Origin of the sequence: Paraconexibacter sp. AEG42_29 (genome assembly GCF_040581415.1) — a bacterium.
GTDB lineage: Bacteria > Actinomycetota > Thermoleophilia > Solirubrobacterales > Solirubrobacteraceae > Paraconexibacter.
In genome coordinates, this window is the sequence record NZ_CP114014.1 from 1600975 (window position 1) to 1622038 (window position 21064).

General features: G+C 73.2%; 22 protein-coding genes. 13 read left to right on the forward strand and 9 right to left on the reverse strand.

The window, feature by feature from the left end; genetic code table 11:
- Positions 1 to 60: 60 nt before the first annotated feature.
- The 3 genes from DSM112329_RS07730 to DSM112329_RS07740 form a co-directional block, all read right to left on the reverse strand.
- Positions 61 to 567 (reverse strand): hypothetical protein, encoded by a 507-nt coding sequence (locus DSM112329_RS07730; RefSeq protein ID WP_354701234.1) that lies wholly within the window; start codon positions 565 to 567, stop codon positions 61 to 63.
- 372 nt (positions 568 to 939) lie between these two features.
- Positions 940 to 1410 carry a PadR family transcriptional regulator gene (locus DSM112329_RS07735; protein ID WP_354701235.1) on the reverse strand — a complete coding sequence of 157 codons (471 nt, stop codon included), beginning with the start codon at positions 1408 to 1410 and terminating at the stop codon, positions 940 to 942.
- A gap of 54 nt (positions 1411 to 1464) precedes the next feature.
- Entirely contained in the window at positions 1465 to 2490 is a 1026-nt protein-coding gene (locus tag DSM112329_RS07740) for a type IV toxin-antitoxin system AbiEi family antitoxin domain-containing protein (RefSeq protein ID WP_354701236.1), read from the reverse strand.
- A gap of 425 nt (positions 2491 to 2915) precedes the next feature.
- Between DSM112329_RS07740 and DSM112329_RS07745 the strand changes: the two genes are divergently transcribed.
- The 4 genes from DSM112329_RS07745 to DSM112329_RS07760 all read left to right on the forward strand — a co-directional run bounded on the left by DSM112329_RS07745 (position 2916) and on the right by DSM112329_RS07760 (position 7535).
- Positions 2916 to 4085, forward strand: a complete 1170-nt coding sequence (locus DSM112329_RS07745) for a hypothetical protein (RefSeq protein ID WP_354701237.1) — start codon at positions 2916 to 2918, stop codon at positions 4083 to 4085.
- 164 nt (positions 4086 to 4249) lie between these two features.
- Complete coding sequence (locus DSM112329_RS07750; protein WP_354701238.1) at positions 4250 to 4708, forward strand: SRPBCC family protein; 459 nt, start codon at positions 4250 to 4252, stop codon at positions 4706 to 4708.
- Positions 4709 to 4779: 71 nt separating this feature from the next.
- Positions 4780 to 6795, forward strand: a complete 2016-nt coding sequence (locus DSM112329_RS07755; protein WP_354701239.1) for an enoyl-CoA hydratase-related protein — start codon at positions 4780 to 4782, stop codon at positions 6793 to 6795.
- Positions 6792 to 7535 carry an NAD-dependent deacylase gene (locus tag DSM112329_RS07760; RefSeq protein WP_354701240.1) on the forward strand — a complete coding sequence of 248 codons (744 nt, stop codon included), beginning with the start codon at positions 6792 to 6794 and terminating at the stop codon, positions 7533 to 7535. The genes DSM112329_RS07755 and DSM112329_RS07760 overlap by 4 nt, the downstream gene beginning before the upstream one ends.
- A gap of 3 nt (positions 7536 to 7538) precedes the next feature.
- Here the strand turns inward: DSM112329_RS07760 and DSM112329_RS07765 are convergent, their stop codons facing one another.
- Both DSM112329_RS07765 and DSM112329_RS07770 read right to left on the reverse strand, forming a co-directional pair.
- Complete coding sequence (locus tag DSM112329_RS07765) at positions 7539 to 8399, reverse strand: hypothetical protein (RefSeq protein WP_354701241.1); 861 nt, start codon at positions 8397 to 8399, stop codon at positions 7539 to 7541.
- 84 nt (positions 8400 to 8483) lie between these two features.
- Positions 8484 to 10898, reverse strand: coding sequence for a lytic murein transglycosylase (locus DSM112329_RS07770; RefSeq protein WP_354701242.1), 2415 nt, complete (start codon positions 10896 to 10898; stop codon positions 8484 to 8486).
- Between the two features lie 269 nt (positions 10899 to 11167).
- On the opposite strand from DSM112329_RS07770, the gene DSM112329_RS07775 reads away from it, so the two are divergent.
- A complete protein-coding gene (locus tag DSM112329_RS07775) occupies positions 11168 to 11656 on the forward strand; it encodes a hypothetical protein (protein ID WP_354701243.1) in 489 nt (162 codons plus the stop codon).
- Between the two features lie 29 nt (positions 11657 to 11685).
- Here the strand turns inward: DSM112329_RS07775 and DSM112329_RS07780 are convergent, their stop codons facing one another.
- Entirely contained in the window at positions 11686 to 12567 is an 882-nt protein-coding gene (locus DSM112329_RS07780) for a hypothetical protein (protein WP_354701244.1), read from the reverse strand.
- Positions 12567 to 13340 (reverse strand): hypothetical protein, encoded by a 774-nt coding sequence (locus tag DSM112329_RS07785; RefSeq protein WP_354701245.1) that lies wholly within the window; start codon positions 13338 to 13340, stop codon positions 12567 to 12569. The genes DSM112329_RS07780 and DSM112329_RS07785 overlap by 1 nt, the downstream gene beginning before the upstream one ends.
- Positions 13341 to 13367: 27 nt before the next feature.
- On the opposite strand from DSM112329_RS07785, the gene DSM112329_RS07790 reads away from it, so the two are divergent.
- Genes DSM112329_RS07790 through DSM112329_RS07815 form a run of 6 tightly spaced genes read left to right on the forward strand, consistent with a single transcriptional unit; the run spans position 13368 to position 17934 of the window.
- Entirely contained in the window at positions 13368 to 13967 is a 600-nt protein-coding gene (locus DSM112329_RS07790) for a hypothetical protein (RefSeq protein ID WP_354701246.1), read from the forward strand.
- 36 nt (positions 13968 to 14003) lie between these two features.
- Positions 14004 to 14435, forward strand: coding sequence for a hypothetical protein (locus tag DSM112329_RS07795; protein WP_354701247.1), 432 nt, complete (start codon positions 14004 to 14006; stop codon positions 14433 to 14435).
- A complete protein-coding gene (locus tag DSM112329_RS07800) occupies positions 14432 to 15625 on the forward strand; it encodes an adenylate cyclase regulatory domain-containing protein (protein ID WP_354701248.1) in 1194 nt (397 codons plus the stop codon). The genes DSM112329_RS07795 and DSM112329_RS07800 overlap by 4 nt, the downstream gene beginning before the upstream one ends.
- The gene (locus DSM112329_RS07805) at positions 15625 to 16542 is read left to right on the forward strand and encodes an alpha/beta fold hydrolase (protein WP_354701249.1); all 918 of its coding nucleotides are present in this window, start codon (positions 15625 to 15627) and stop codon (positions 16540 to 16542) included. Before DSM112329_RS07800 ends, DSM112329_RS07805 begins: the two co-directional genes overlap by 1 nt.
- Before the next feature lie 43 nt (positions 16543 to 16585).
- Entirely contained in the window at positions 16586 to 17524 is a 939-nt protein-coding gene (tilS, locus tag DSM112329_RS07810) for a tRNA lysidine(34) synthetase TilS (protein WP_354701250.1), read from the forward strand.
- Positions 17525 to 17547: 23 nt separating this feature from the next.
- A complete protein-coding gene (locus tag DSM112329_RS07815) occupies positions 17548 to 17934 on the forward strand; it encodes a hypothetical protein (RefSeq protein ID WP_354701251.1) in 387 nt (128 codons plus the stop codon).
- A 56-nt stretch (positions 17935 to 17990) separates the two neighbouring features.
- On the opposite strand, the gene DSM112329_RS07820 is transcribed toward DSM112329_RS07815, so the two are convergent.
- A complete protein-coding gene (locus DSM112329_RS07820) occupies positions 17991 to 18656 on the reverse strand; it encodes an HAD hydrolase-like protein (RefSeq protein WP_354701252.1) in 666 nt (221 codons plus the stop codon).
- Positions 18656 to 19282, reverse strand: a complete 627-nt coding sequence (gene upp / locus DSM112329_RS07825; RefSeq protein WP_354701253.1) for a uracil phosphoribosyltransferase — start codon at positions 19280 to 19282, stop codon at positions 18656 to 18658. Before upp ends, DSM112329_RS07820 begins: the two co-directional genes overlap by 1 nt.
- A gap of 40 nt (positions 19283 to 19322) precedes the next feature.
- On the opposite strand from upp, the gene cdd reads away from it, so the two are divergent.
- Positions 19323 to 20249 (forward strand): cytidine deaminase, encoded by a 927-nt coding sequence (gene cdd, locus DSM112329_RS07830; protein ID WP_354701254.1) that lies wholly within the window; start codon positions 19323 to 19325, stop codon positions 20247 to 20249.
- Positions 20246 to 21055: a purine-nucleoside phosphorylase gene (locus DSM112329_RS07835; protein ID WP_354701255.1), complete on the forward strand. Its 810-nt coding sequence runs from the start codon at positions 20246 to 20248 to the stop codon at positions 21053 to 21055. The genes cdd and DSM112329_RS07835 overlap by 4 nt, the downstream gene beginning before the upstream one ends.
- The last annotated feature ends 9 nt before the right edge of the window (positions 21056 to 21064 follow it).

Here is a 21064-nt window from a genome sequence, read left to right on the forward strand (position 1 = left end):
ATCGAGTTTCGGCGATCGGCGGCGAGCCGCCTCGCCCGCCGGGGCCCGAGCGGCCTTGGATCAGCCCAGGTCGCTGAGCTGCCGCGCGACCTCGGTCTCCACGTCCAGCGGCTCCTTGCCCTGGCGCACACGGCGCCGGTTGCGCGACTGCACGAGCTCGCGGACCTCCGCGATGAGCTCGGGATCGGCCTGGACGTTGGACTGCTGCCGGGTCAGAGCGGCGAGCTCGGCGTCGATGTCCAGCGGCGAGTGGCCCTTGCGGACACGGCGATTGCTGCGCGCCTGGAGCATCTGGCGGATCTCCTCATCGCGGACAGCACCGCTGACGCCGTCACCGCCACCGGCCGTCGGCGCGCCGCCGCCACCGCCGGGTGGCTTGGGAGCGTCATCCCCGAACAGGCCGCCCTTGCCGATCTCGTCGTAGGCCTTGCCGGCGGTCGCGAGGGTGATGCCGGCGATCACCACGCCGAGGACGACGACGATGAACAGCACGGTGCCGAACGTCTCCTGCACGACGGATGACTCTAGTGTCAGGGCGATGTGGAAGCGCTGGCGTCGCAACAGCATGGCCCCGAGCCGCCCGGCCGTGTTCCCCGAGCAGTACGCCCTGGTCGCGCTCAGCGTCGGCGCGGTGATCGCGGGCGTGGTGCTCGCGGTCTACCTGGTGGCGACCGTCTGACCGGAGCGTTCCGCCTGCGATGCGCCGGGCGATCCGCTGGTGGCCGACCCAGCCGGCGCCCCACTCGGTGTGAATGACGATTCACCGGGGTGGGAGCCGTACGATCCGCCAGTGGCCACCCCGCCGTGCGGTGAATGACGATTCCCCGGGGTCGGAGTCGTGAGATCCACCAGTGGCCATCCCGCCGTGCGGTGAATGACGATTCACCGGGGTCGGAGCCGTGCGATCCGCCGGTGGCCGACCCGGCCGGCCGTCAGCGTTCAGCGGTCGAGCTCAGCGCGGATGAGGTCCACGCTGCGCGCGACCGCGTCCAGGCGCGGCGCGAGGTCGGCCGCCAGTGTGTCGCGCTGGACGGCGCCGTCGTCGGTCAGGCGGTAGTACCGCCGCGAGCGCCGCTCCGGGTGCTCCCACTCACCGGCGATCAGGCCCTTCCCCTCGAGCTGCCGCAGCAGCGGGTACATCGTGTTCGGGTTGACCTTCAGCAGGCCGCCGGTGGCCGCCCCGACCCGCTCCATGAGCTGGTTGCCGTACGACGGCTCGTCACCGAGGAAGTGGAGCACGAGCCAGGGCAAAAGGCCGCCGCGGCGCAGTTCGGCGACGAGGGGATCCGCGGTCCCGCTGCCGCCGGGCGCCCGCTGCTCGGGCAGCGGCACCTTCCCGCCGGCGGCGGCACGCGCAGCCTCGACCGAGACGGCCTCGGCCACGGCGTCGCGGGTGGCGCGGTCCGGCATCGGGCCATCATGTCAACTGGCCCCGACGCGGCCGTGCCGGAACCGTCCCCGAGCTCAGCTGCGTGTCCGCAGGAACAGCTCACGGTGCCGGCGGAGTTCGTCGTCGACCCGGCCGCGCTGCCGCGTCGTCTCCCACTTCGAGTAGCGCAGGGTGGCGTAGCCCATCGCGGCGTAACGCGCATCGCGCTCGGCGTCGCTCAGGAGGAACTCGACGTCAGCGTGGCCGTCCTTGCCGTCCGACTCGACGACGAGCAGCAGCTCCGGGATGCGGAAGTCGGGACGCAAGACGAGTCCGTCGCCGACGTCCCACGGCTCGTTGCAGCGCGGCTCCGGCAGACCGGCGGCGCGGATGATTTCGAGCATGAGCAGCTCGAACTCGTTGCGGACCTCGCCGACGAGGGCAGCCCTCCGGTCGTAGAGCGCCTGCAACGCGGGCACCCCGCGCTGTCCGTGTCGGTCGAGGAGCAACCGCCGCACGGCCGCGACGTCCAGCAGTTGCTTGTAGATAGCCTGGCGCCAGGCCCACTCCAGGACCCGGCCGCCGTCGTCGCGCCGGGCCAGGTCGAGCAGGATGCGGGCGACCGTGTGGGTCGGGACTCCGCGCACCAGCGTTTGCTCGTCCGGCACCGGAATCGCTCGCACGACCTGGAAGCGCCGCGTGTCCGGACGACGGTGAGGGGGCACTGCGACATCAGGTCGCGTCCCCGCGTCAGGCAGGACGTCGCGGTGGGTCGCCCCCGTCCACCCGGCGAGTCGTGAACCCCGTCGGCAGGCGAGGACCGCCGCCATGCGCAGCTGATCGGGCGGCAGGGCTCCACCGCCGAGCCGATACACGCCCGGGTGAATGGCGACCAGCATGCCGCTTGCCAGACGCGCTGCGATGTGGTCGTCGGAGACGCCCAGTGCCAGCAGCTGCGACCGCGCCACCGCACCGTGCTGTCGCTCCGCGAGCGCGACGATGACGGGGTCGACGGTGCGCATCGTCCGGCGTGCAGCCCCGGTCGTCGGGAGGGGCTGTGCGATGCGGTCGAACCCGGGTGGGAACCAGACGTCGTCGGTCGTGGGCTGCCGCGTGCGCATCACCCGAGCGTGGCGGGCGAGCCTGTGCGGACGCTACCCCCGACCTGCGCAGGATCGACGACGATCCTGCGTCGGTCTCGCGGGGTGGGAGGTCGCCGGCGGAGCGCCCGCTTCGGGGCCAGGTGAATCGTCATTCACACCCCCGCAGATTCGCGCTGGCGGATCGCACGGCTCCCACCTCGGTGAATCGACATTCACACCCCCGCAGGTTCGCGCTGGCGGATCGCACGGCTCCGGGCCCGGTGGATCGACATTCACCGGGGGTGAGCGAGGTCCCAGGTGCGTGCCGACGACGGTGCCGGGTACAGGTGTTGCACGACCCGTTGCAGAAGCAGGAATCGGCAAGGGTCGCTGCTAGTTTCGGCCTCGCTGTCCGCAGGAGTGGCGCCGCTTTGCGCTGTGCCCACCGGACCGCTCCACCCTGCATGCCGCGCCTGTCATCCATACCCGTCCGCCTGCTGATCGCCGCGGCCGTGGCGACCCTCGCGGTCCTCGCCACCGTGCTGCCCGCCGTGGGCCAGAACACCGGGCAGCGGATCGCCAGCTCCGAGAGCCGTGCCGCCGCCCTGAAGGCCGCGGTCGCCGTCGAGACGCGCCGGCTCGGCCAGACCGACGCCGACCTCGGTGCCGCGCAGGCGCGCCTGGACCGCATCGAGGCGGACGCCGACCGCCGCGAGGCGAAGGTCCGCGCGATCGGCGCGAGGATCGCCGCGACCCGGGTCGTCCTGCAGAAGCTCGAGAACCGCATGCACCGCGCCGCGAACGCGCTGCGCCGCAACCTCGTCAGCGCCTACCAGAACCCCCAGCCCGACCTCGTCAGCTTCCTCCTGCGCGCCCACGACTTCGGCGACCTGATCGAGAGCCGCAACTTCCTCAAGCGCATCGAGGCCAACAACGCGCGGATCCTCGACAGCACCCGCGAGACGCGCGTGCAGGTCGACCGCGAGGCCACGAAGCTCGTCGAGCTCCAGCAGGACGCGCGGCGCCTCGCCGAGCAGGTCCAGCGTCGCCGCGACTCCGCCCAGGTCGCGCGTACCGCGATCCTCAACGTCCGCGCCCGGCAGCTGCAGCGCCGGGACGGCACGGCCGCGCAGCTCGCCGCCGTCCGCGGTCAGATCAGCGACCTGAAGGGCCGTCAACGCCGCGAAGCCGCGCGTGCCGCCCGGATCCAGCGCGAGGCCGTCGTCAGCGGCATCGGCGTCAACACCGGCGGACTGGCCCAGCCGCCCGCCGGCGCCCCGGCCGCCGTCGCCAAGGTCATGGCCGCCGGCAACGCGATCGCGGGCCTGCCGTACCTCTACGGCGGCGGGCACGCCTCGTTCAAGGCCAGCGCCTACGACTGCTCCGGGTCGATCAGCTACGCCCTTGCCGCGGCGGGGCTCGTCTCATCGCCGATGGCCTCCGGCCCGTTCATGAGCTGGGGCGAGGCCGGGCCGGGCAAGTACATCACCGTCTACGCCAACGCCGGCCACGCCTACATGGTCGTCGCCGGTTGGCGCTTCGACACCTCCGCGCTGAGCCGTGGCGGGACGCGCTGGACGCAGGAGATGCGCAGCAGCGCGGGCTTCGTGGCCCGCCACCCGCCCGGCCTGTAGGCGCATACCTGTCGTAGGGCCCTTCGCCGGGTGGTCTGGCCGCCACCCGCCCGGCCTGTAGGCGCATACCTGTCGTAGGGCCCTTCGCCGGGTGGTCTGGCCGCCACCCGCCCGCCCTGTAGGACGCGCGCGCCAAACGCCCCCGGCCAATACGCTTCTCGCCCATGGGAACGGTCACCGCGAAGCTCGACGTGCCGTACGGCGCCAGCGCCGCCGAGGCGATCTGGTACGACCCCCGGCGGTGGAGCATGCTGCTCGACGGCTTCGGGCGGCTCGAGTCCGCTGCCGAGGACTGGCCGCACGAGGGGGCCCGCGCCGTGTGGGCCTCCAAGCCGGGTGGACGCGGCCGTGTCATCGAGGTCGTCACCGCCTACGAGCCGCGCGCCCGCTGCGTGACCCGCGTGGAGGACGACACGATCCACGGCACCCAGACCATCGTCTTCTCCCCCCACGAGGGCGGGACGCTGATCGACCTGAAGCTGATCTACACGATCAAGAACCGCAACATCTTCACCCCGATCATGGACAGCCTGTTCGTCAAGGGCGCGCAGCGGATGTCGCTGCATCGCACGCTGGGCCGGCTCGAGATCGAGCTCCGCGGGGACCAGAACCTCCCGGTCTGACCCAGCCGCGGCAGCGTCCCGCCCGCGCCGCCAGGACGATCCCACGGTGAACGTGGGACCATCGCGGGCACATGTTCGTCAACAAAGCCGCCGTCGTCGGAGCCGGGGTCATGGGCGGTCAGATCGCCCAGACGATCGCCGCCGCCGGGATCCCGGTCCTGCTCAAGGACATCCGCCAGGAGCTCGTCGACCGCGGGCTGCAGGAGGCCAGGAGCGTCACCGCCGGCCGCTTCGGGGCGCTGGTGCAGAACGGGAAGCTGACGGCCGACGAGGCCGCGGCGAAGACCGACGCCGTCCTCGCGCTCATCCACGGGACCACGAGCTACGACGGCTTCGGCGACGTCGACTTCGTCATCGAGGCGGTCCCCGAGAAGCTCGAGCTCAAGCAGGCGGTCTTCGGCGAGCTCGACGCCGTGACGCCGGGCCACGCGATCCTCGCGTCGAACACGTCCGGCCTGTCGATCACGGAGATCGGCGACGCGACGCTGCGCCCCGAGAAGATCGTCGGGTTCCACTACTGCTATCCGGCCGCGGTCATGCCGCTGATCGAGGTGATCGACGGCGAGGACACCTCCGCCGAGACACTGCAGGCGGCGATGAACTTCGCGCAGGCGATCAAGAAGACGCCGATTCGCTCGGGCGAGGTCCCCGGCTTCGTCCTCAACCGCATCCTGCTGTCGGGTCTCAGCGAGGTCTGGCGGATGACCGAGGACCAGGACCTCTCGATCAAGGCGGTCGACGAGCTGATCGCCGGGGCGAAGATCACGCCGATGGGCCCGTACATGCTGGTGAACCTGCTCGGACTGGACACCACGTTCCACGTGGCCGAGCACATGGTCGCCGCGTACGGCCCGGACCGCTTCTACGTCCACGAGGGCATGGCGACCCAGGTCGCCGCCGGCAAGCTCGGCGCCAAGACCGGGGGTGAGGGCTTCTACAAGGCGGACGGCAGCGCGGCCGCGACGGGCGGCAGCAAGCAGCCCGCCGACGACGAGATCGCCCGGCTGCTCGAGCTGAAGGTCTTCGCGGAGGCGGCGCTCGTGCTGCAGGAGGGGGTCGCCACCCATCGCGACATCGACGTCGCGCTGATGGCCGGCGCCGGGATCGATCCCGCGCGCGGCATGCTGCCGCCGTTCATGAAGGCGGACGAGCAGGGTCTGGACGTCGTGCTGGAGCGCCTGGAGGCCGCGGCGCGGAAACACGGTCCCGCGTTCGCGCCGCCGCGCATCCTGCGGCGCCTGGTCGCCCAGGGTCGGCTCGGTCGCAGCACCGGCCAGGGCTTCTACGCCTACCCGCAGCCCGACGCCGTCCAGCCGGCGGGCGACGACGCCGTGGTGCAGCTGGAGACCCGCGGGCCCGTCGCCATCGCGTGGCTCGCGAGCCCCCCGATGAACGCCATCGGCCCGCGGACGGTCGAGCACCTGGGCAAGGTCCACGCCGCAGCCAAGGCCGGCGGCGCGCGGGTCTTCGTGATCGCCTCGGCGAACCCGCAGGTGTTCAGCGCGGGCGCCGACCTGAAGGCCTTCACCACCCAGGACGAGGACGCAGGTCGCGGCTTCATCGCGGCCACGCACGCGCTGCTCCGGACGCTGGAGACCGATCCCGTCGTGACGATCGCCGCCGTGAACGGCCTCGCGCTCGGCGGTGGCTGCGAGCTCGCGATGGCCTGCGACGTGCGCATCGCCGCGCAGTCGGCGAGCTTCGGCCAGCCCGAGATCAAGCTCGGCATCATCCCGGGCTTCGGCGGCACCCAGCGCCTGCCGCGGCTGGTCGGCGAGAACAAGGCCCTGGAGATGAACCTGATCGGCGACGCGATCAGCGCGACCGAGGCGTGGGAGTTCGGGCTCGTCAACCGCACGGTCGTCGACCACGAGCTGCTCGACACCGTCCTTGCCTGGGCGCGCAGGTTCGCCGAGCAGGCCCCGGTCGCGGTCGCCCGGATCAAGGACGTAAGCGGCAACAGCGACCTCGACGCCGGCATCGCGGCCGAGCAGGACGCCTTCGCCGCCGTCTTCGCCACGGCCGACGCCAAGGAGGGCATCGGCGCCTTCCTCGGCAAGCGCAAGGCCGTCTGGTCCGGGACGTGACCGGGGCGGAGCAGCTTGCGGGGCTGATCGCCGGGGCGCGCAGCGTCGTCGCGCTCACGGGCGCCGGCATCTCTGTCCCGTCCGGCATCCCTGACTTCCGGACCCCGGGGACGGGACTGTGGGCGAACGTCGACCCGATGCAGGTCGCCCACATCGACGCATGGCGCGCGGACCCCGCCCGGTTCTGGCACTTCTACGGCGACCGCTTCCAGACGCTGCACGCCAAGCAGCCGAACGGCGCGCACGCGGTGCTCGTGGAGCTCGAGCGCCGCGGGCTGCTGAAGGCGGTCGTCACGCAGAACATCGACATGCTCCACCGCAAGGCAGGGACGACCGAGCTGGTCGAGATGCACGGCACCATCGAGCACTCCTCCTGCCTCCACGACGGCAACCGGTACCCGCTCGCCGAGGTGCAGCGGCGGCTGGAGGCGTCGGAGGACGGCGTCCCGGCCTGCGACTGCGGCCGCCCGCTGAAGCCGGACGTCGTGCTCTTCGGCGAGCACCTGCCGGCCGACGCGATGGAGCGTGCGATCGCGCTGATGGGGGAGGCGGACCTCGTCGTCTGCGTCGGGTCCTCGCTGGAGGTCTACCCCGTCGCGGGGCTGCCGGAGATCGTGCTGGCCGGCGGCGGCCAGGTGGCGGTCGTCACCGCCGGGCCGACGAGCTTCGACCGCCAGGCGGCCGTCAAGCTCGACGGGGACGTGGTGGCCGAGCTCGAAGCGGTGCTGGCGGCCCTGTAGCGCTCAGGCCAGGCCGGCGTTCGTCCGCACGCGGAGCGCGGCCTCGACGCGCTTGATGGCGTGCTCGACCCGCTCGGCCGTCTCGTCGTCCAGCCCGCCCTGCAGCGCGCTGTTCGCCGCCGCCGCCACCGGGGCGCGCAGCTCGCGCAGCTCTTCGATGCGCCGGGCGAGGTCGGCACCGTCGGCCCACGGCTCGAGTTCCGCGATCGCCGCCTCGAGCGCGACACGCACCTGCAGCGAGGCCTCCCGCGTGCGGCCGGCGTCGATGTCCGCCCGGGCGCGCAGCACGAGCTCCTCGGACGCGAGCGCGACGTCGCGACCGCTCAGGATCGCGGCCAGGCGCTCCTGAGGGCGCAGGGCGGCCGTGCGCCGTTCGGACGCCGGCTTGGCCGGGGACGGGATCTCGACGGCCGTGGCCCAGCGGCCGTGCGCGACGGCCTCGCCCTCGCCGACGCCGGAGCGGACCACGAGCGCCTGCCGGCGGGTCACGTCGCGCGTGAACGGGTCCATGGCTGACGTGCGGTGCGCGTGCAGCACCCCGTTGAGGACGTCGATGGCGTCGTCGACCTCGGCCGACAGGTTGGCGGTCTTCATCCACGCCTGACCAGCGGCCTCGTCGGCGAGCGCCTCGGCCTGCACGAGCGTCACGCGGGTGGTCGTGACCGGCTCGGGCCCGGGTTCGGCACCGGCTGCCTTCGGCTTCGGCGACCGCTTGCTGAGCAGCCGCCGCCGCTCGACGGCGCCGAGGGTCGTGACCACCAGGACGTGCGACGGCTGCCCCGCGTGACCGCGAAGCACGTACCGCCCGTCGGGCGGCCCGATCTCCCACGGGAACTCCATCTGGACGAAGGCAAACAGGCTCATGGCGAAGGGTCCTCAGAAACGACGCGCGCCCCGGACGGGGCGCGCGGTACGGCGAATGCGACTGGTCCGGCGCGGTGTGTGGGACTACTCGCCCTTGCTCGCCTTGCTGGAGCGGGTGACCTTGATCGAGGCGGTCGAGGGCGTGGTGGCGACCTCGGGGTTCTCGATGGTGCCGATGCGGGAGATCAGCTTGATCCACTGCGAGGGCTTAAGGACGGCGGCGAGCTTCTTGTCGTAGAGCGGCCGGAACCCGACGTGGATGTGGTCGTCGTGGTCGGGCATCGACAGGGTGTTGTCGGCGCCCTCGAACTTCATCAGGGAGATGATCTGGTGCGGCTTCATCGTGCCCTGCAGCGACAGCAGGCGGCGGACGGTGATGTCGGTGATCGACCCGGCGCCCTGGTGGCCCATGATCGGGATGCCGTTGATCTTCGAGATGTCCACGGCGTTGCCGGAGGAGTGCTCGGAGATGTTCCCGGACTTGGTCCGCAGCCCGTGGTTGTTGCGCAGCGAGGACACCGTGGGCTTCAGGCCTGCAGCCGACAGGAACTCGAGCGTCGCGAGGACGCGACGGTCGATCTCGCCGGCCTTGATGTCGTTCTCGCCGCCGGGATACAGGTCGATCCGCGGGTCGTCCAGGACGCGCTTCTGCAGCGCTTCCTTGGACAGCAGCAGGATCTGGCCGATCGACGGGTTCTTCGCGTCCGGGCCGAAGAACGGGTTCTTGCCCGCCGCGCGGTAGATCGCGGTGGACTCGAGCAGCTTCCAGCCGTCGAGGATCGGCTTGGGGTCGATCCGCGGCGCGCCGCGGCCGGCCGGCCGGATCTCGAAGCGGGTGTGCGGCGCGGACTTGGTGGAGGTCGTGCCGATGCGGCCGAGGATCGTGCCGGCGATGACGCGGGAGCCGACGGCGAGCTTCTTGATCGTCACGTCCTCGCGCTTGAGGCCGTAGACCTGGGTGAAGTAGCTCTTGAACGAGGAGCCGGCCTCGGTGGTGTTCAGCAGCTGCTCCTCACCGCCGACCTTCAGCGCGTTCTTGCGGCCGGGGTTGGCGAACAGGCGCTGCTTCTCGACGACGGCCTTCGTCGTGAGCGTCAGCGTCTCGGTCGCGCCCTTCGCGACCGCTTCGAGCTGCGTGCCCGCCGAGGCGGCGGACGTGGGGGCGGGGTCGTCACCGACCGCCAGAGCGTTGGTGAGGGCTTCCTTGTCCTCGTCGGCCTTCGGCACCGGGTAGGACGGGGCGAGCTTCTTCAGGTTGCCGTACGTGTACGTGTTGCCGTACACGTCCTGCAGCTGGATGAACCGGCCCAGGCGCTTGGTCTTGCCGATCTTCGTGATCTTGCCGTCCTGCACCGCGATCACCGGCGAGCCGGCCTTCGCGAAGATGTTCACCGAGCGACGGTTCGAGTTGGACTCGATCGGCACCGACGCGTTGCGGCCCTTGGCCACGCGCTTGGTCGCCTCGCGCTCGCTGATGTCGTCCGCGTAGGACGCCGTCGCGTGGACGGGGAAGTGGCCCTGCGTCAGCCCGGTCAGGGACCCGACGAGGTCGGACGGCAGGCCGCCGATGAGCTTGGCGCGCATCAGGACGGAGTCCACGTACCAGTCGGCGTGGTTGTAGGCGAAGATCGCCTTCTTGATGTCGGTCTCCGCGCCGGCGGCCTTCAGGTAGCGGGCGGCGCCGAACACGGCGTCGACGGGGTTGTACGGATCCTTGCGGCCGTCGTTGTTCGCGTCGACCCCGTAGGCCTTCCACGTCGACGGCAGGAACTGCATCCAGCCGACCGCGCCGGCGGACGACACGTTCAGGTTGCGGCCGTAGTCGGTCTCGATCTCGTTGATCGCGGCCAGGACCTCCCACCGGACGCCGTACTGGATGCCCGCGGCCTGGTAGATCGACAGCAGGAACGGCGGGATCCGGAACTTGTCGATGAAGAAATTCGGCACGCCGATCGGCGCGGGGCCCGGCAGCGCGAAGGCGTACGTGGGGTTGCCCGGCATCGGCACCCCGCCGGAGTCGCGCTGGGCGTCCGGGGCGACGGGCTCACCCGTGCGGGAGTCGACCGACTCCGGCGTGGTGGACCCCTCCGCCGGCTTGTCCGGCACCTTCGCCGCCGGCGGCGCCTTGCGCGTCTTCTTGCCGGTGGTGGCCTGCGCCTTGCCCTTCTCGCTCTTCTCCGCGACCTTCGGCGTGGCGGCCTTCTCGGCTTCCGCGTTCGGGTCGACGACCTGGGGCTCCTGCGTCGCGGTCGCGTTGGGGTCGGCGACGGGCGCCGGGCCCTCCTGGATCGAGATGACCGGAAGCTGGATCCCCGGCAGCGTGATCTCGCTGAGCGGCGTACCCGGAGGCACATCGATGTTGAGCTGGACGGTCGCACCGCCGAGCAGGGTCACCGTGATCGTCCGCTGCTCGGCCGCTGCGGGATACACCGCGGCGCCGAAGCCCGCGGAGACGATCCCGGCGACGGCCATGCCGGATACCAGCTTGCGCTTGTTCATGCTGAAGAAATTCCTCCCACCACTGCTGCTGAACCTGGTCGCAGACCGCTTCCAGACGGGCGTGACCCTACCACGGGTACAGGACCCGATTGGCCACGCTACCCGACCCGTTAACGGGATTGCAACGCGGTAGTACCTGGAAACCGCCGATTCGGCGCGCCGACCGGCACCACCACCGACATCTCGTTCGGACACCGCGTCCGGCCACGAACGGGTGGACGTCCTCCCTTCGGGTGCGAGAACTCCCCCTTTGGGTGGCTAGATTGCTCATGAGCACGACCTGTGAAGGCCCGTCGACCGAGGAGGACATCGTGAGCACCGAGGACAAGGGACCGCGCGAGAAATTTGCGAAAGGTGGCGAGGATGCGCTGGGAAAACTCGCCCAGGAGCTGTTCGACAGCCCGCTCGTCACCGGTGCGCTGAGCCGCGCCTTCGAGGCGCGCGAGAAGGCGGTGCAGGCCCAGGAGGTCGCGATGGGGGCCCTCAACATCCCGTCCGCGGCGGATCTCGAGCGGCTGACCCGGCGGGTCCGCTCGCTCTCGCAGCGGCTCGAGGGGATCGAGGACGGGGTCGACCGGGTGGACGAGCGCCTGGGTGAGCTGCGCGGCAGCACCGACGTCGAGCAGCGCCTCGCGCGCATGGAATCCCTGCTCGACGGGCTCGTGGCCGATGTCGCGGCGATTCGCGCGTCGCTCCCGGGCGGCGCGCCGGTCCACGTGCCGTCGAGCCAGGAGCGCCTGAGCGTCACCCCCGAGTAACCGTCCCGCCGGGACGGACCCTGCAGCGATCAGGCCGGGTCGGGCCGCGGAGGCGCCACGGCGGCCACGGGTCCCGGGGTCAGGGTCGCGGCGAGGACCACGAGGGCGAACGCGGCCAGCCGCAGGGCGACGGCGCCCGACCCCTCGGGGAGCGGCTCGCCGAAGACCACCAGGCCCGAGGCGATCGTCGAGAGGTTCGCCGCGGCGCTCGTCACGGCGATCACCGGGACGGCGTCGCCCACCTGCAGCGACCGCGCGCTCACGACCAGACCGACGAGCGACAGCACCGTGATGACGAGCGCCAGCGGCAGGATCGTCACGACCCCGTCACCGAAATGGCCGCTGGCGGCCTTGATGGTGACGTCGCTCGCACCCCACTGCAGGCCGGCGCACGCGGCGAGGAGCGGTCCGCCCAGCGACGGTCCCGTGCGGCCGGCCAGGAGCATCAGCGGCACGGTCACGGCAGCGAGGGCGCCGACGTACACGACGAGCGTGAGCGTCTCGTAGTCGCTGTGCTTCTCGTTCCCGCTGTCGCCGAGCGTCGCGGCCAGGATCGCCAGGCCCGCCGCGGTCAGGCCGACGCCGATCCACTCCCGTCGGGTGACCTTGAGGCCGAACATCTTGTCCGCGACGACGGTGAGCAGGACGAGCCCGCCGGCGATCACCGACTGCACGAGGGAGATCGGCGCGAGTGACAGCGCGGCGACGTGCAGGAACCACGAGCTCGTGGCGACGATGATGCCGATCGTCCACCACTTGCTCGAGAACAGGGCGAGGGTGCTGCGGACGGGATGGCGCCATTCGACGGGGGGTGCTTCGGCGGCGCCACGGTGCTTGTAGAGGAAGCCGAGAATCGAGACGAACGCCGTCGCCAGCGACAGCAGCAGGCCGATCTGGACGGAGACGGGCATCAGGCGGTCACGCGCGCGCCGGAGTCGGCCGGGCGCTCGTCCTCGCGCGGGGGCGGGAGCGGGGGCGCCGTGCGCGCGGGAATGCCGAAGGCGAGGGCGGCGACCGCGGCGGCGCGACGCACGGCGGCGAGCAGCGCGTCGTCGTCGAGCCCGCCGTCCCCGCCGGCGACGGCTCCGGTGACGACGAGGATCGCGGCGGCCGGGAGCCCGTGCAGCGCGGCGACCTGCAGGACGGTCGCGGTCTGCAGGTCGGCGGCCAGCGCGAGCGATCCGTCGGCGGCGCTCGTCGTCGCCGGCGCCTGCAGCAGGTCGGACGTCGCGACGAGGCCCGCGGTGGGGGCATCGGCCGCGAGCGCCGCCGCGAGCCGCGGGTCGGGACGCACGACGTCGCCGGCGCCGAGGGCCCGCGACGGCCCGTCGCCGGCGAGGGCACCGGTCACGACGAGGGCGTCGCCGGCGGTGAGCGCGTCGTCGCCGCCGACGGGCAGTGCTCGAGCCGTCCCGACCCGGATCGCGGTCCGCAGGCCGAGGCGGAAGAGCTCGTCGGTGACGATCGCCGCCGAGGCCGCGCCGAGCCCGGTCGCCTGGATCGTCAGCGGCGCGCCGTCGGCCGCCGTACCCGTGTACCCCCACAGGCCCCGGGCGTGGTTGAACATGAGCGGACGGTCGAGCAGCGCGGTGGCGAGGCCGAGGCAGCGGGCGGGGTCGCCGCACAGCAGCGCCCGCTCGGCGAGCGCGTTGGTCGGACGCAGGACGTTGACTTGTGCCGGCACGGGTCCGGGAGGATAGAGTCGCCAGTCGTGGCCAAGCGTGAAGACAAGAAGAAGAAGGACAAGCAGCAGTCCCGCACGGATGCCGTGCGGGCTGCCGTCGACCAGGCCTTCCAGGCCACGGCCGACCAGGCGGAGGGCACGCAGAAGCGCGTGCAGGAGATCGCCGACGAGCTGTCATCGGTCGCGACCCGGCTGCGGGACTCGCTCGAGGGTGCACGCCCCGCTGCGGCAGCCGACCTCGACGCCGTCCGGGCGGACATCGCCGCGTTGACCGCCCGGGTCTCCGCGCTGGAGGCGAAGCCCGCCCCCGCACCGCGCAAGCCCGCGGCCCGCCGCGCGGCCGCTCCGGCGGCCGCGAAGCCCGCCGCTGCCGCCAAGCCGGTCGCCGCGCGGGCACGCGCCGCCGCCAAGCCGGCCGCGCCCAAGGCCGCCGCATCCAAGCCCGCGGCGCCGAAGGCCGCTCCCAAGCCGGCCGCTGCAGCCAAGCCGGCGGCAGCCAAGCCGGCCGCCGCCAAGCCCGCGGCCGCCGCCCGCAAGCCGGCCGCCCGCAGCGCGACCGCTGCGAGCAAGGTCCCGGCCGCCCGGGCCGCCGCACGGCGCTCCGCCGCCTCCAAGCGCCCGAGCTGATCCCGCGGCCGGCGCCTACCGCGCCGGCCGTCCTCCATGGCCACCACCGCCAGCTTCCAGTCCGCCGCCGAGTTCCGCACGGTCCTCGACCGCGTCTTCACGATGATGAGCGAGGACCCGGAGATCGGTCCCCGCCTGCACGCCGCGGACGTCCCGCAGCGCTTCGCGTTCCCGGACCTCGACCTCGTCGTGAACATCCGCGCGACCTACGACGAGGAGTACGGGAACCTCATCTGGGTGTGGTCGGACGACGTCGACTGGGAGCCGCGGGTGCGCATGGAGATGGCGTCGGACACGGCCAACCGCTACTTCCAGGGCAAGGAGTCGATCGCCCTCGCCGTCGCGCGCCGGCGCATCAAGACGTCCGGCGACGTCATGGCCGCGCTCACGCTGATCCCGATCATCAAGCCGGTCCACGCGGCGTTCGCCCGAGTCGTCGAGGCCGAGTACCCGCACCTCCGGATTTGACGACCGAGCAGGAACTCAGCACCCCCGAGGTCGCCCGCCGGGTCGGCGTGACGCCGGCGACCCTCCGGCGCTGGATCGCCTCCCAGGTGATCCCGATGCAGGCAGGCTCCGCGTGGACGCAGGGCATGGTCGCCCACGCGCGCATCGTGGCGCGCCTGCGCGAGCGCGGGCACTCGCTCGCGGAGATCCGGCAGGCCACCGAGGACGGACGCCTCGCGTTCGGCTACGCCGAGGACCTGCTGCGGATCGACGACGCCGAGTACACCCTCAAGCAGGCGGCCAAGGACACCGGCCTGGAGCCGGCGCTGATCGAGCGGATCGGGTCCTCGCTCGGCTTCAGCACGAGCTGGACCGAGCAGCTCACCGAGGACGACGTGCAGATGCTGCGCTACGGCGCGGCCGCGCTCGCCGCCGGGCTGCCGCTCGTCGCCTTCCTGCAGCTGTGCCGCGTCTACGGCCAGGCGCTCGCGCAGATCGCCGACGCCGAGGTGCGGCTGTTCCACCTCTACGTCCACGAGCCGATGATGCGCGAGGGCATGCCCGGCCTGCAGATCGCGGAGCAGATGGAGGGCCTCACGCGCCAGCTCCTCCCGCTCGCCAGCCCGATGATGGACCACTTGCACCAGCGCTTTCTGCACCACTTCGTCGAGCAGGACGTCATCGGGCACATGGAGGCCGACCTGGGGGACACCCAGCTGGACCTCGGCCGCCTGCGGGTCGCGATCGCCTTCGCCGACCTCGCCGGGTACACCCGCCTGACCGAGGAGCAGGGCGAGGAGGAGGCCGTTAGCGCCGTCGAGCGCTTCGTCGAGGCCGTCGAGCACACGCTGCCCGAGGACGCCCGCGTCATCAAGACCATCGGCGACGAGGTCATGATCGTCGGCTCCGATCCTGCCGCCCTGGTCGACTGGGCCGTCGGCTTCCAGCAGCTGATGGTCAAGCGCCCGCTGCCGCGCATCGGCGTCCACTACGGCGAGACGCTCTACCGCGAGGGCGACTACTACGGGCGCGAGGTCAACCTCGCCGCCCGGGTCGCGGCGCGGTCGGCCGGCGGTGAGGTCATCGTGACGCGGCCGCTGGTCGAGGTCGCCGGCCCGCATCTCGAGTTCGAGCGGATCGGGGAGGTCCGGCTGAAGGGGTTCGCCCACTCGACCGAGCTGTTCCTCGCCCGGCCGGGGGACGACGACTGATGGCGTTCGCGGACGGCGCGCGGGCGATCGAGCTGCACGGGCACGAGGTCGTCTTCCGTCGCGAGGGGGAGGGGCCGGCGGTCCTGCTCATCCACGGGATCGCGGGCAGCCGCGACGCGTGGCGGGACGTCGTCGGCCCGCTGGTCGCGTCGGGCCGGACGGTCATCGCCCCCGACCTGCCGGGCCACGGCGACTCCGGGACGTCGTCCGGCGACTTCTCCGTCGGGGCGCTTGCGGCGACCATGCGCGACCTGCTCCTCGTCCAGGGCTTCGAGCGCGCGACGCTCGTCGGGCACTCGCTCGGCGGGGGCGTCGCGATGCAGTTCGCCTACCTGTTCCCCGAGCACACCGAGCGCCTCGTCCTGGTGAGCAGCGGCGGACTCGGCCGCTCGGTCAACCCGTGGCTGCGCAGCGCCGCACTCCCCGGCGCGGAGCTCGTGGTCGCCGGCATCGGCGGGGTCGCACGCCTCGTCTCCCCGGTCGTGTCGGGCGCGCTCGGGATCCTGCGCGTCCGCCCGGACGCCGAGCAGCTCGAGGTCGGGCGGTCGTTGCGGTCGCTCGGCGTCGGGGCGACCCGGCGGGCGTTCCTGGACACGCTGCGCGCGGTCGTCGGCCCGGACGGCCAGCGGGTCTTCGCCGGGGACCGCCTGTACCTGGCGGCCGAGATGCCGACGCTGATCGTCTGGGGGGACAGCGACCCGGTCATCCCGCTCGGTCACGGGCGGCGCGGGCACGACGCGATGCCGGGCAGCGAGCTCGTCGTCCTCAAGGACGTGGGGCACTTCCCGCCGCTGCAGGCGGCGGCGCAGCTCGTCGGCGCGATCGTGGAGTTCCTCGATCGGGTGCCGCCGTCCGACCCCTCGCCCGAGCGCTGGCGCCGGCTGCTGCGCGCCGGGCCGGCGTCGGCGTCGACCTGATGCCCGCGCGGGCCGCGCCGGCGCCGACGCGGCGGGGCGGCTGATGGGTGGCGCCCTCGACGCGGTCCTGGGCCCGGTGCGTGCCGGCGGACTGCTGCCGGACGGCGGACCGGTCGTCGTCCTGCTCAGCGGCGGGCAGGACTCCGTGTGCCTGCTCGACGTCGCGGTCACGCTCGCCGGCCGGGACGTCGTCCGTGCGCTGCACGTCAACTACGCGCTGCGGGACGACGCCGACGCCGACCAGGCCCACTGCGCCGCGCTGTGCGACCGGCTCGAGGTGCCGCTGGACGTCGAGCGCACACGGCGGCCGGACGGCGCGCCGGGCAACCTGCAGGCGTGGGCGCGCGACGTCCGCTACGCCGCCGGCGCGAAGGCGGCGGCGACCAGCGGCGGCGTGCTGGCGGCCGGCCACACCGCGACCGACCAGGTCGAGACCGTGCTCTATCGCCTGGCGACCTCGCCGGGCCGCCGGGCGCTGCTGGGCATGCCGCCACGGAGCGGCCGGCTCGTCCGCCCGCTGCTGCCCGTCACCCGCGAGCAGACCGCCGCCTACTGCGCCGCCCGCGGGCTGGCCTGGCGGACGGACGCCACCAACGCGACGGACGCGTACGCGCGCGGCCGGGTCCGGCACGGGCTGGTCCCGGCGCTGACCGCCGTCGACGAGCGGGCGCAGGAGAACGTCCTGCGCACCGCCGAGCTGCTGCGCGACGAGGCCGAGGTGCTGCAGGCCGTCGTCGAGACCGCGCTCGCCGGACGCGACCACATCGCCGTCGACCAACTGCGTCAGCTGCCGGTCGCGCTCGCCCGGCTCGTCGTGCGCGAGCTCGCCGAGCAGGCGATCGGCGGCCGCCCCTGTCCGCGGGCCGCGGCACGGCTGGCCGAGATCCTCGAGCTCGGGGACGGCGCGCTCGACGTGGGGGACGGTGCGCGGGCGCTCGTCGCCGGGGGCGTCCTGCGGTTCGGGCGCACCCCGCCACGCTGACCGCGGCCGCTACGGTCCGGCCCGTGAGCGACACGCCCGACTTCGACGCGCAGCAGCGGACCGAGACCGCGATCCGCGAGGCGGTCGCTGCGACCGTCGGCGTCACGCTGCACCCGCGGCCGCTCGTGCTGCCCGGCGGTGCGACGGCCGACCTGGACGGGGTCGACGCCGGGCCGACCGTGCTCGTGGAGGTCTTCGCGCGTCGCGGGCGGCTGAAGGGACCGCAGCTGGACAAGGTCGCGCGCGACGCGCTCAAGCTCGCGACGCTCGGCCGCGCCCACCCGTCCGCCCGCCTCGTCATCGCGTTCGCCGACGCGGACGCCGCCCGCAGCGTCACGGGCGGCAGCTGGCTGGCGGAGGCCCTGCGGACCTGGAACATCGAGGTCCTCGTGGTCGACGTCCCGAGCTAGCGGCGCGGCAGCGTCAGATGTCGGAAAACGACACCTGACGCTGCCACACCCATGGGTCACAGCAGCGCGAGCGCTGCGTCCGCCAGGTCCTGCGGGGTCCGGCAGAGCGACGCCGCGCCCGCGTCGGTCAGCTCGTCCGCGTCCCCGATGCCCCACAGCACCCCGACGCACGCCAGGCCGTGGACCCGTGCCCCGTCCACGTCGTGGTGGCGATCGCCGACCATGACCGCGCGGGCCGGTCCCCCGACCGCCTCCAGCGCGTGCCCGACGGTCGTCGCCTTGTCGTCCCGCGCGGGCGGGACCGGTCCGCAGACCGCGGTCAGCCGCCTGCCCAGCCCCAGCCCCTCGACCAGGCGCTGCGCCAGCGGCCGCGCCTTGGAGGTCGCGACGACCAGGACGCAGCCGGCGTCCACGAGCTTGTCCAGCGCCTCGGGGACGCCGTCGAAGACCGGCGTGTGGTCGAGCATCAGGTCGCCGTAACGCCGGCGGTAGTCGGCGACGATCGCGTCGAGCTCGGTGTCGTCGGGGTGCCGGCCGAGCAGCGTGGCGAACGTGGTGTGCAGCGGCGGGCCGATGAACGGGTGCAGCGACTCCGCGGGCCGCTCGGCGGCCCCGAGGGCGGCCAGCGTCTGGTTCACCCCGGCCACGATCGCCGCGCGCGAGTCCACCAGCGTGCCGTCCAGGTCCAGCAGGACCGCCGGCGCGAGGGTGCGTCCCGGCATCACTCGGTCCCGAAGATGCGGTCGCCGGCGTCACCGAGGCCCGGCCGGATGTAGCCGCGCGCGTCGAGCCCGCGGTCCAGGGCGCCGATCGTGATCGGGACCTCGGGGAACGCCTCCTGCACGGCGGCGACGCCCTCCGGCGCGGCCACGAGGCACACGAAGCGCAGGTCGTTCGCGCCCGCCCGGCGCATGCGGTCCAGGGCGGCGACCGAGCTGCCGCCGGTGGCGAGCATCGGGTCGACGACGAAGACGGTCGACGCCCCGACCCCGGCAGGGAGCGACTCGTAGTAGTCCTCGGGCTGCAGCGTCTCCTCGTTGCGGCGCATGCCGAGGTGCCCCACCGATGCGTCGGGGACCAGGCGCAGGAACCCGTCCACCATCCCGAGACCGGCGCGCAGGACGGCGATCACCATGACCGGCCGGGTCAGGGCCGCGCCGGTCGTCTCCTCGAGGGGCGTCTGCACCGTGATCGTGGCGACAGGGATGTCGCGCAGCGCCTCGTACGCCAGGATCCCGGCCGCCTCGGCGAGCGCGGCGCGGAACTGCTCGCGGCCCGTCCCGGTGGACCGCAGCACCGCGATGTGCCGCGCGAGCAGCGGGTGGTCGACGACGTTCAAGGCGCTCATCCCCGCGGAAGCGTAGTCGCGCCGCGCTACGGTGCGAGCGATGCCGCCCGCACGCAACGTCGAGCTGAAGGCGCACGACCCCGACCCGGAGGCCACGCACCGGGCCGCCATCGCCTTCGGCGCCGCCGATGCGGGGACGCTGACCCAGCGCGACACGTACTTCCCGGTCCCCCGTGGCCGCCTCAAGCTGCGCGAGCAGGACGGCACCACCGCGCAGCTGATCGCCTACCACCGCGCGGACGCCGCCACCGCCCGCACCAGCAGCTACGACCGGATCGACGTCCCCGACCCGGACACCCTGATCGGCGCGCTGCGGGCCACCCACGGGCCGGGCCCCGTGGTCCGCAAGGAGCGCCGCCTGCTGCTGTGGGAGAACGTCCGGATCCACCTCGACGACGTCGCCGGCCTCGGTCGCTTCGTCGAGCTCGAGGCCGTCGCGGCGGATGACGCCGGCGACCTGGACGCCGAGCACCGCAAGGTCGCCGACCTGCGCGCCGCGCTGGGCATCGCCGACGACCGCATCGTCGCCGAGGGCTACGCGCAGCTGCTGACCCGCGTGGCGGCACCCGACGACCTGATCGACGGCGCCCGCGTCGCGATGGGCCGCGCGTACGTCCCGTACTCGCACTTCCGCGTCGGCGCCGCGCTGCGGTCGGTCGGGGACGCCGCCACCGTCCACCTCGGCGCCAACGTCGAGAACGCCGCCTACCCGCAGACGCAGTGCGCGGAGGCGTCCGCCATCGGCGCGCTGATCGCAGCCGGCGGGACGCGGATCGCCGAGGTCGCCGTGATGGCCGACACCCCGCTGATCACCCCGTGCGGCGGCTGTCGCCAGCGGCTGGCGGAGCTCGCGGGGCCTGACACGCCGGTCCACCTGTGCGGGCCTGAGGGCGTCCGGCAGACCGTGACGCTCGCCCAGTTGCTGCCCTACGCGTTCGACGCCGCCGCCATGGAGTCAGGCGCGTGACCGACGCCGCCCGCCTGCTGCTGGACCGCCACGGGGACGCCGTGCGTGCCGACGTCGCGCTGATCCTGGGCTCCGGGCTCGGTGCGCTGGCCGACGCCGTCGAGGACGCTGTCGCCACGCCGTTCGCCGACCTGCCCGGGTTCCCCGTCTCCACGGTCACCGGGCACGCCGGACGGCTCGTCGTCGGGACGCTCGCCGGCCGCCGGGTCGCTGTCCTCCAGGGTCGCGCGCACGTCTATGAAGGCATCACCGGCGCGCCGCTGACCGCCGGTGTCCGGACCGTCGCCGCCCTCGGCGTGCGGACGCTGCTCGCCACGAACGCCGCCGGGTCGCTGCGGCCCGAGGTCCCGCCCGGCCGCCTGATGCTGCTGACCGACCACATCAACATGATGGGGATCAACCCGCTGACCGGCCCGAACGACGACGCTCTGGGGCCGCGCTTCGTCGGCCTGGGGGACGCGTACGACGCGGAGCTGCGCACGCACCTGCAGGCCACCGCGACGGCCGCCGGGGTCCCGCTGGCCGAGGGCGTCTACCTCGCCGTGAGCGGCCCGTCGTTCGAGACGCCGGCCGAGATCCGCGCCTTCCGGACGCTGGGCGCCGACGCGGTCGGCATGTCCACCGTCCCGGAGGTCATCGTCGCCCGTCACGCCGGTCTGCGCGTCGGCGCGATCTCCGCCATCACGAACCTGGCCGAGGGCATGTCCGACACCGCCCTCTCCCACGAGCAGACGCTCGCCAGCGCCGTCGACGGTGCCCGCGCGCTGCAGACCCTGCTCACCGCCGCCCTGCCCGACCTTCCCTGAGGACGCACC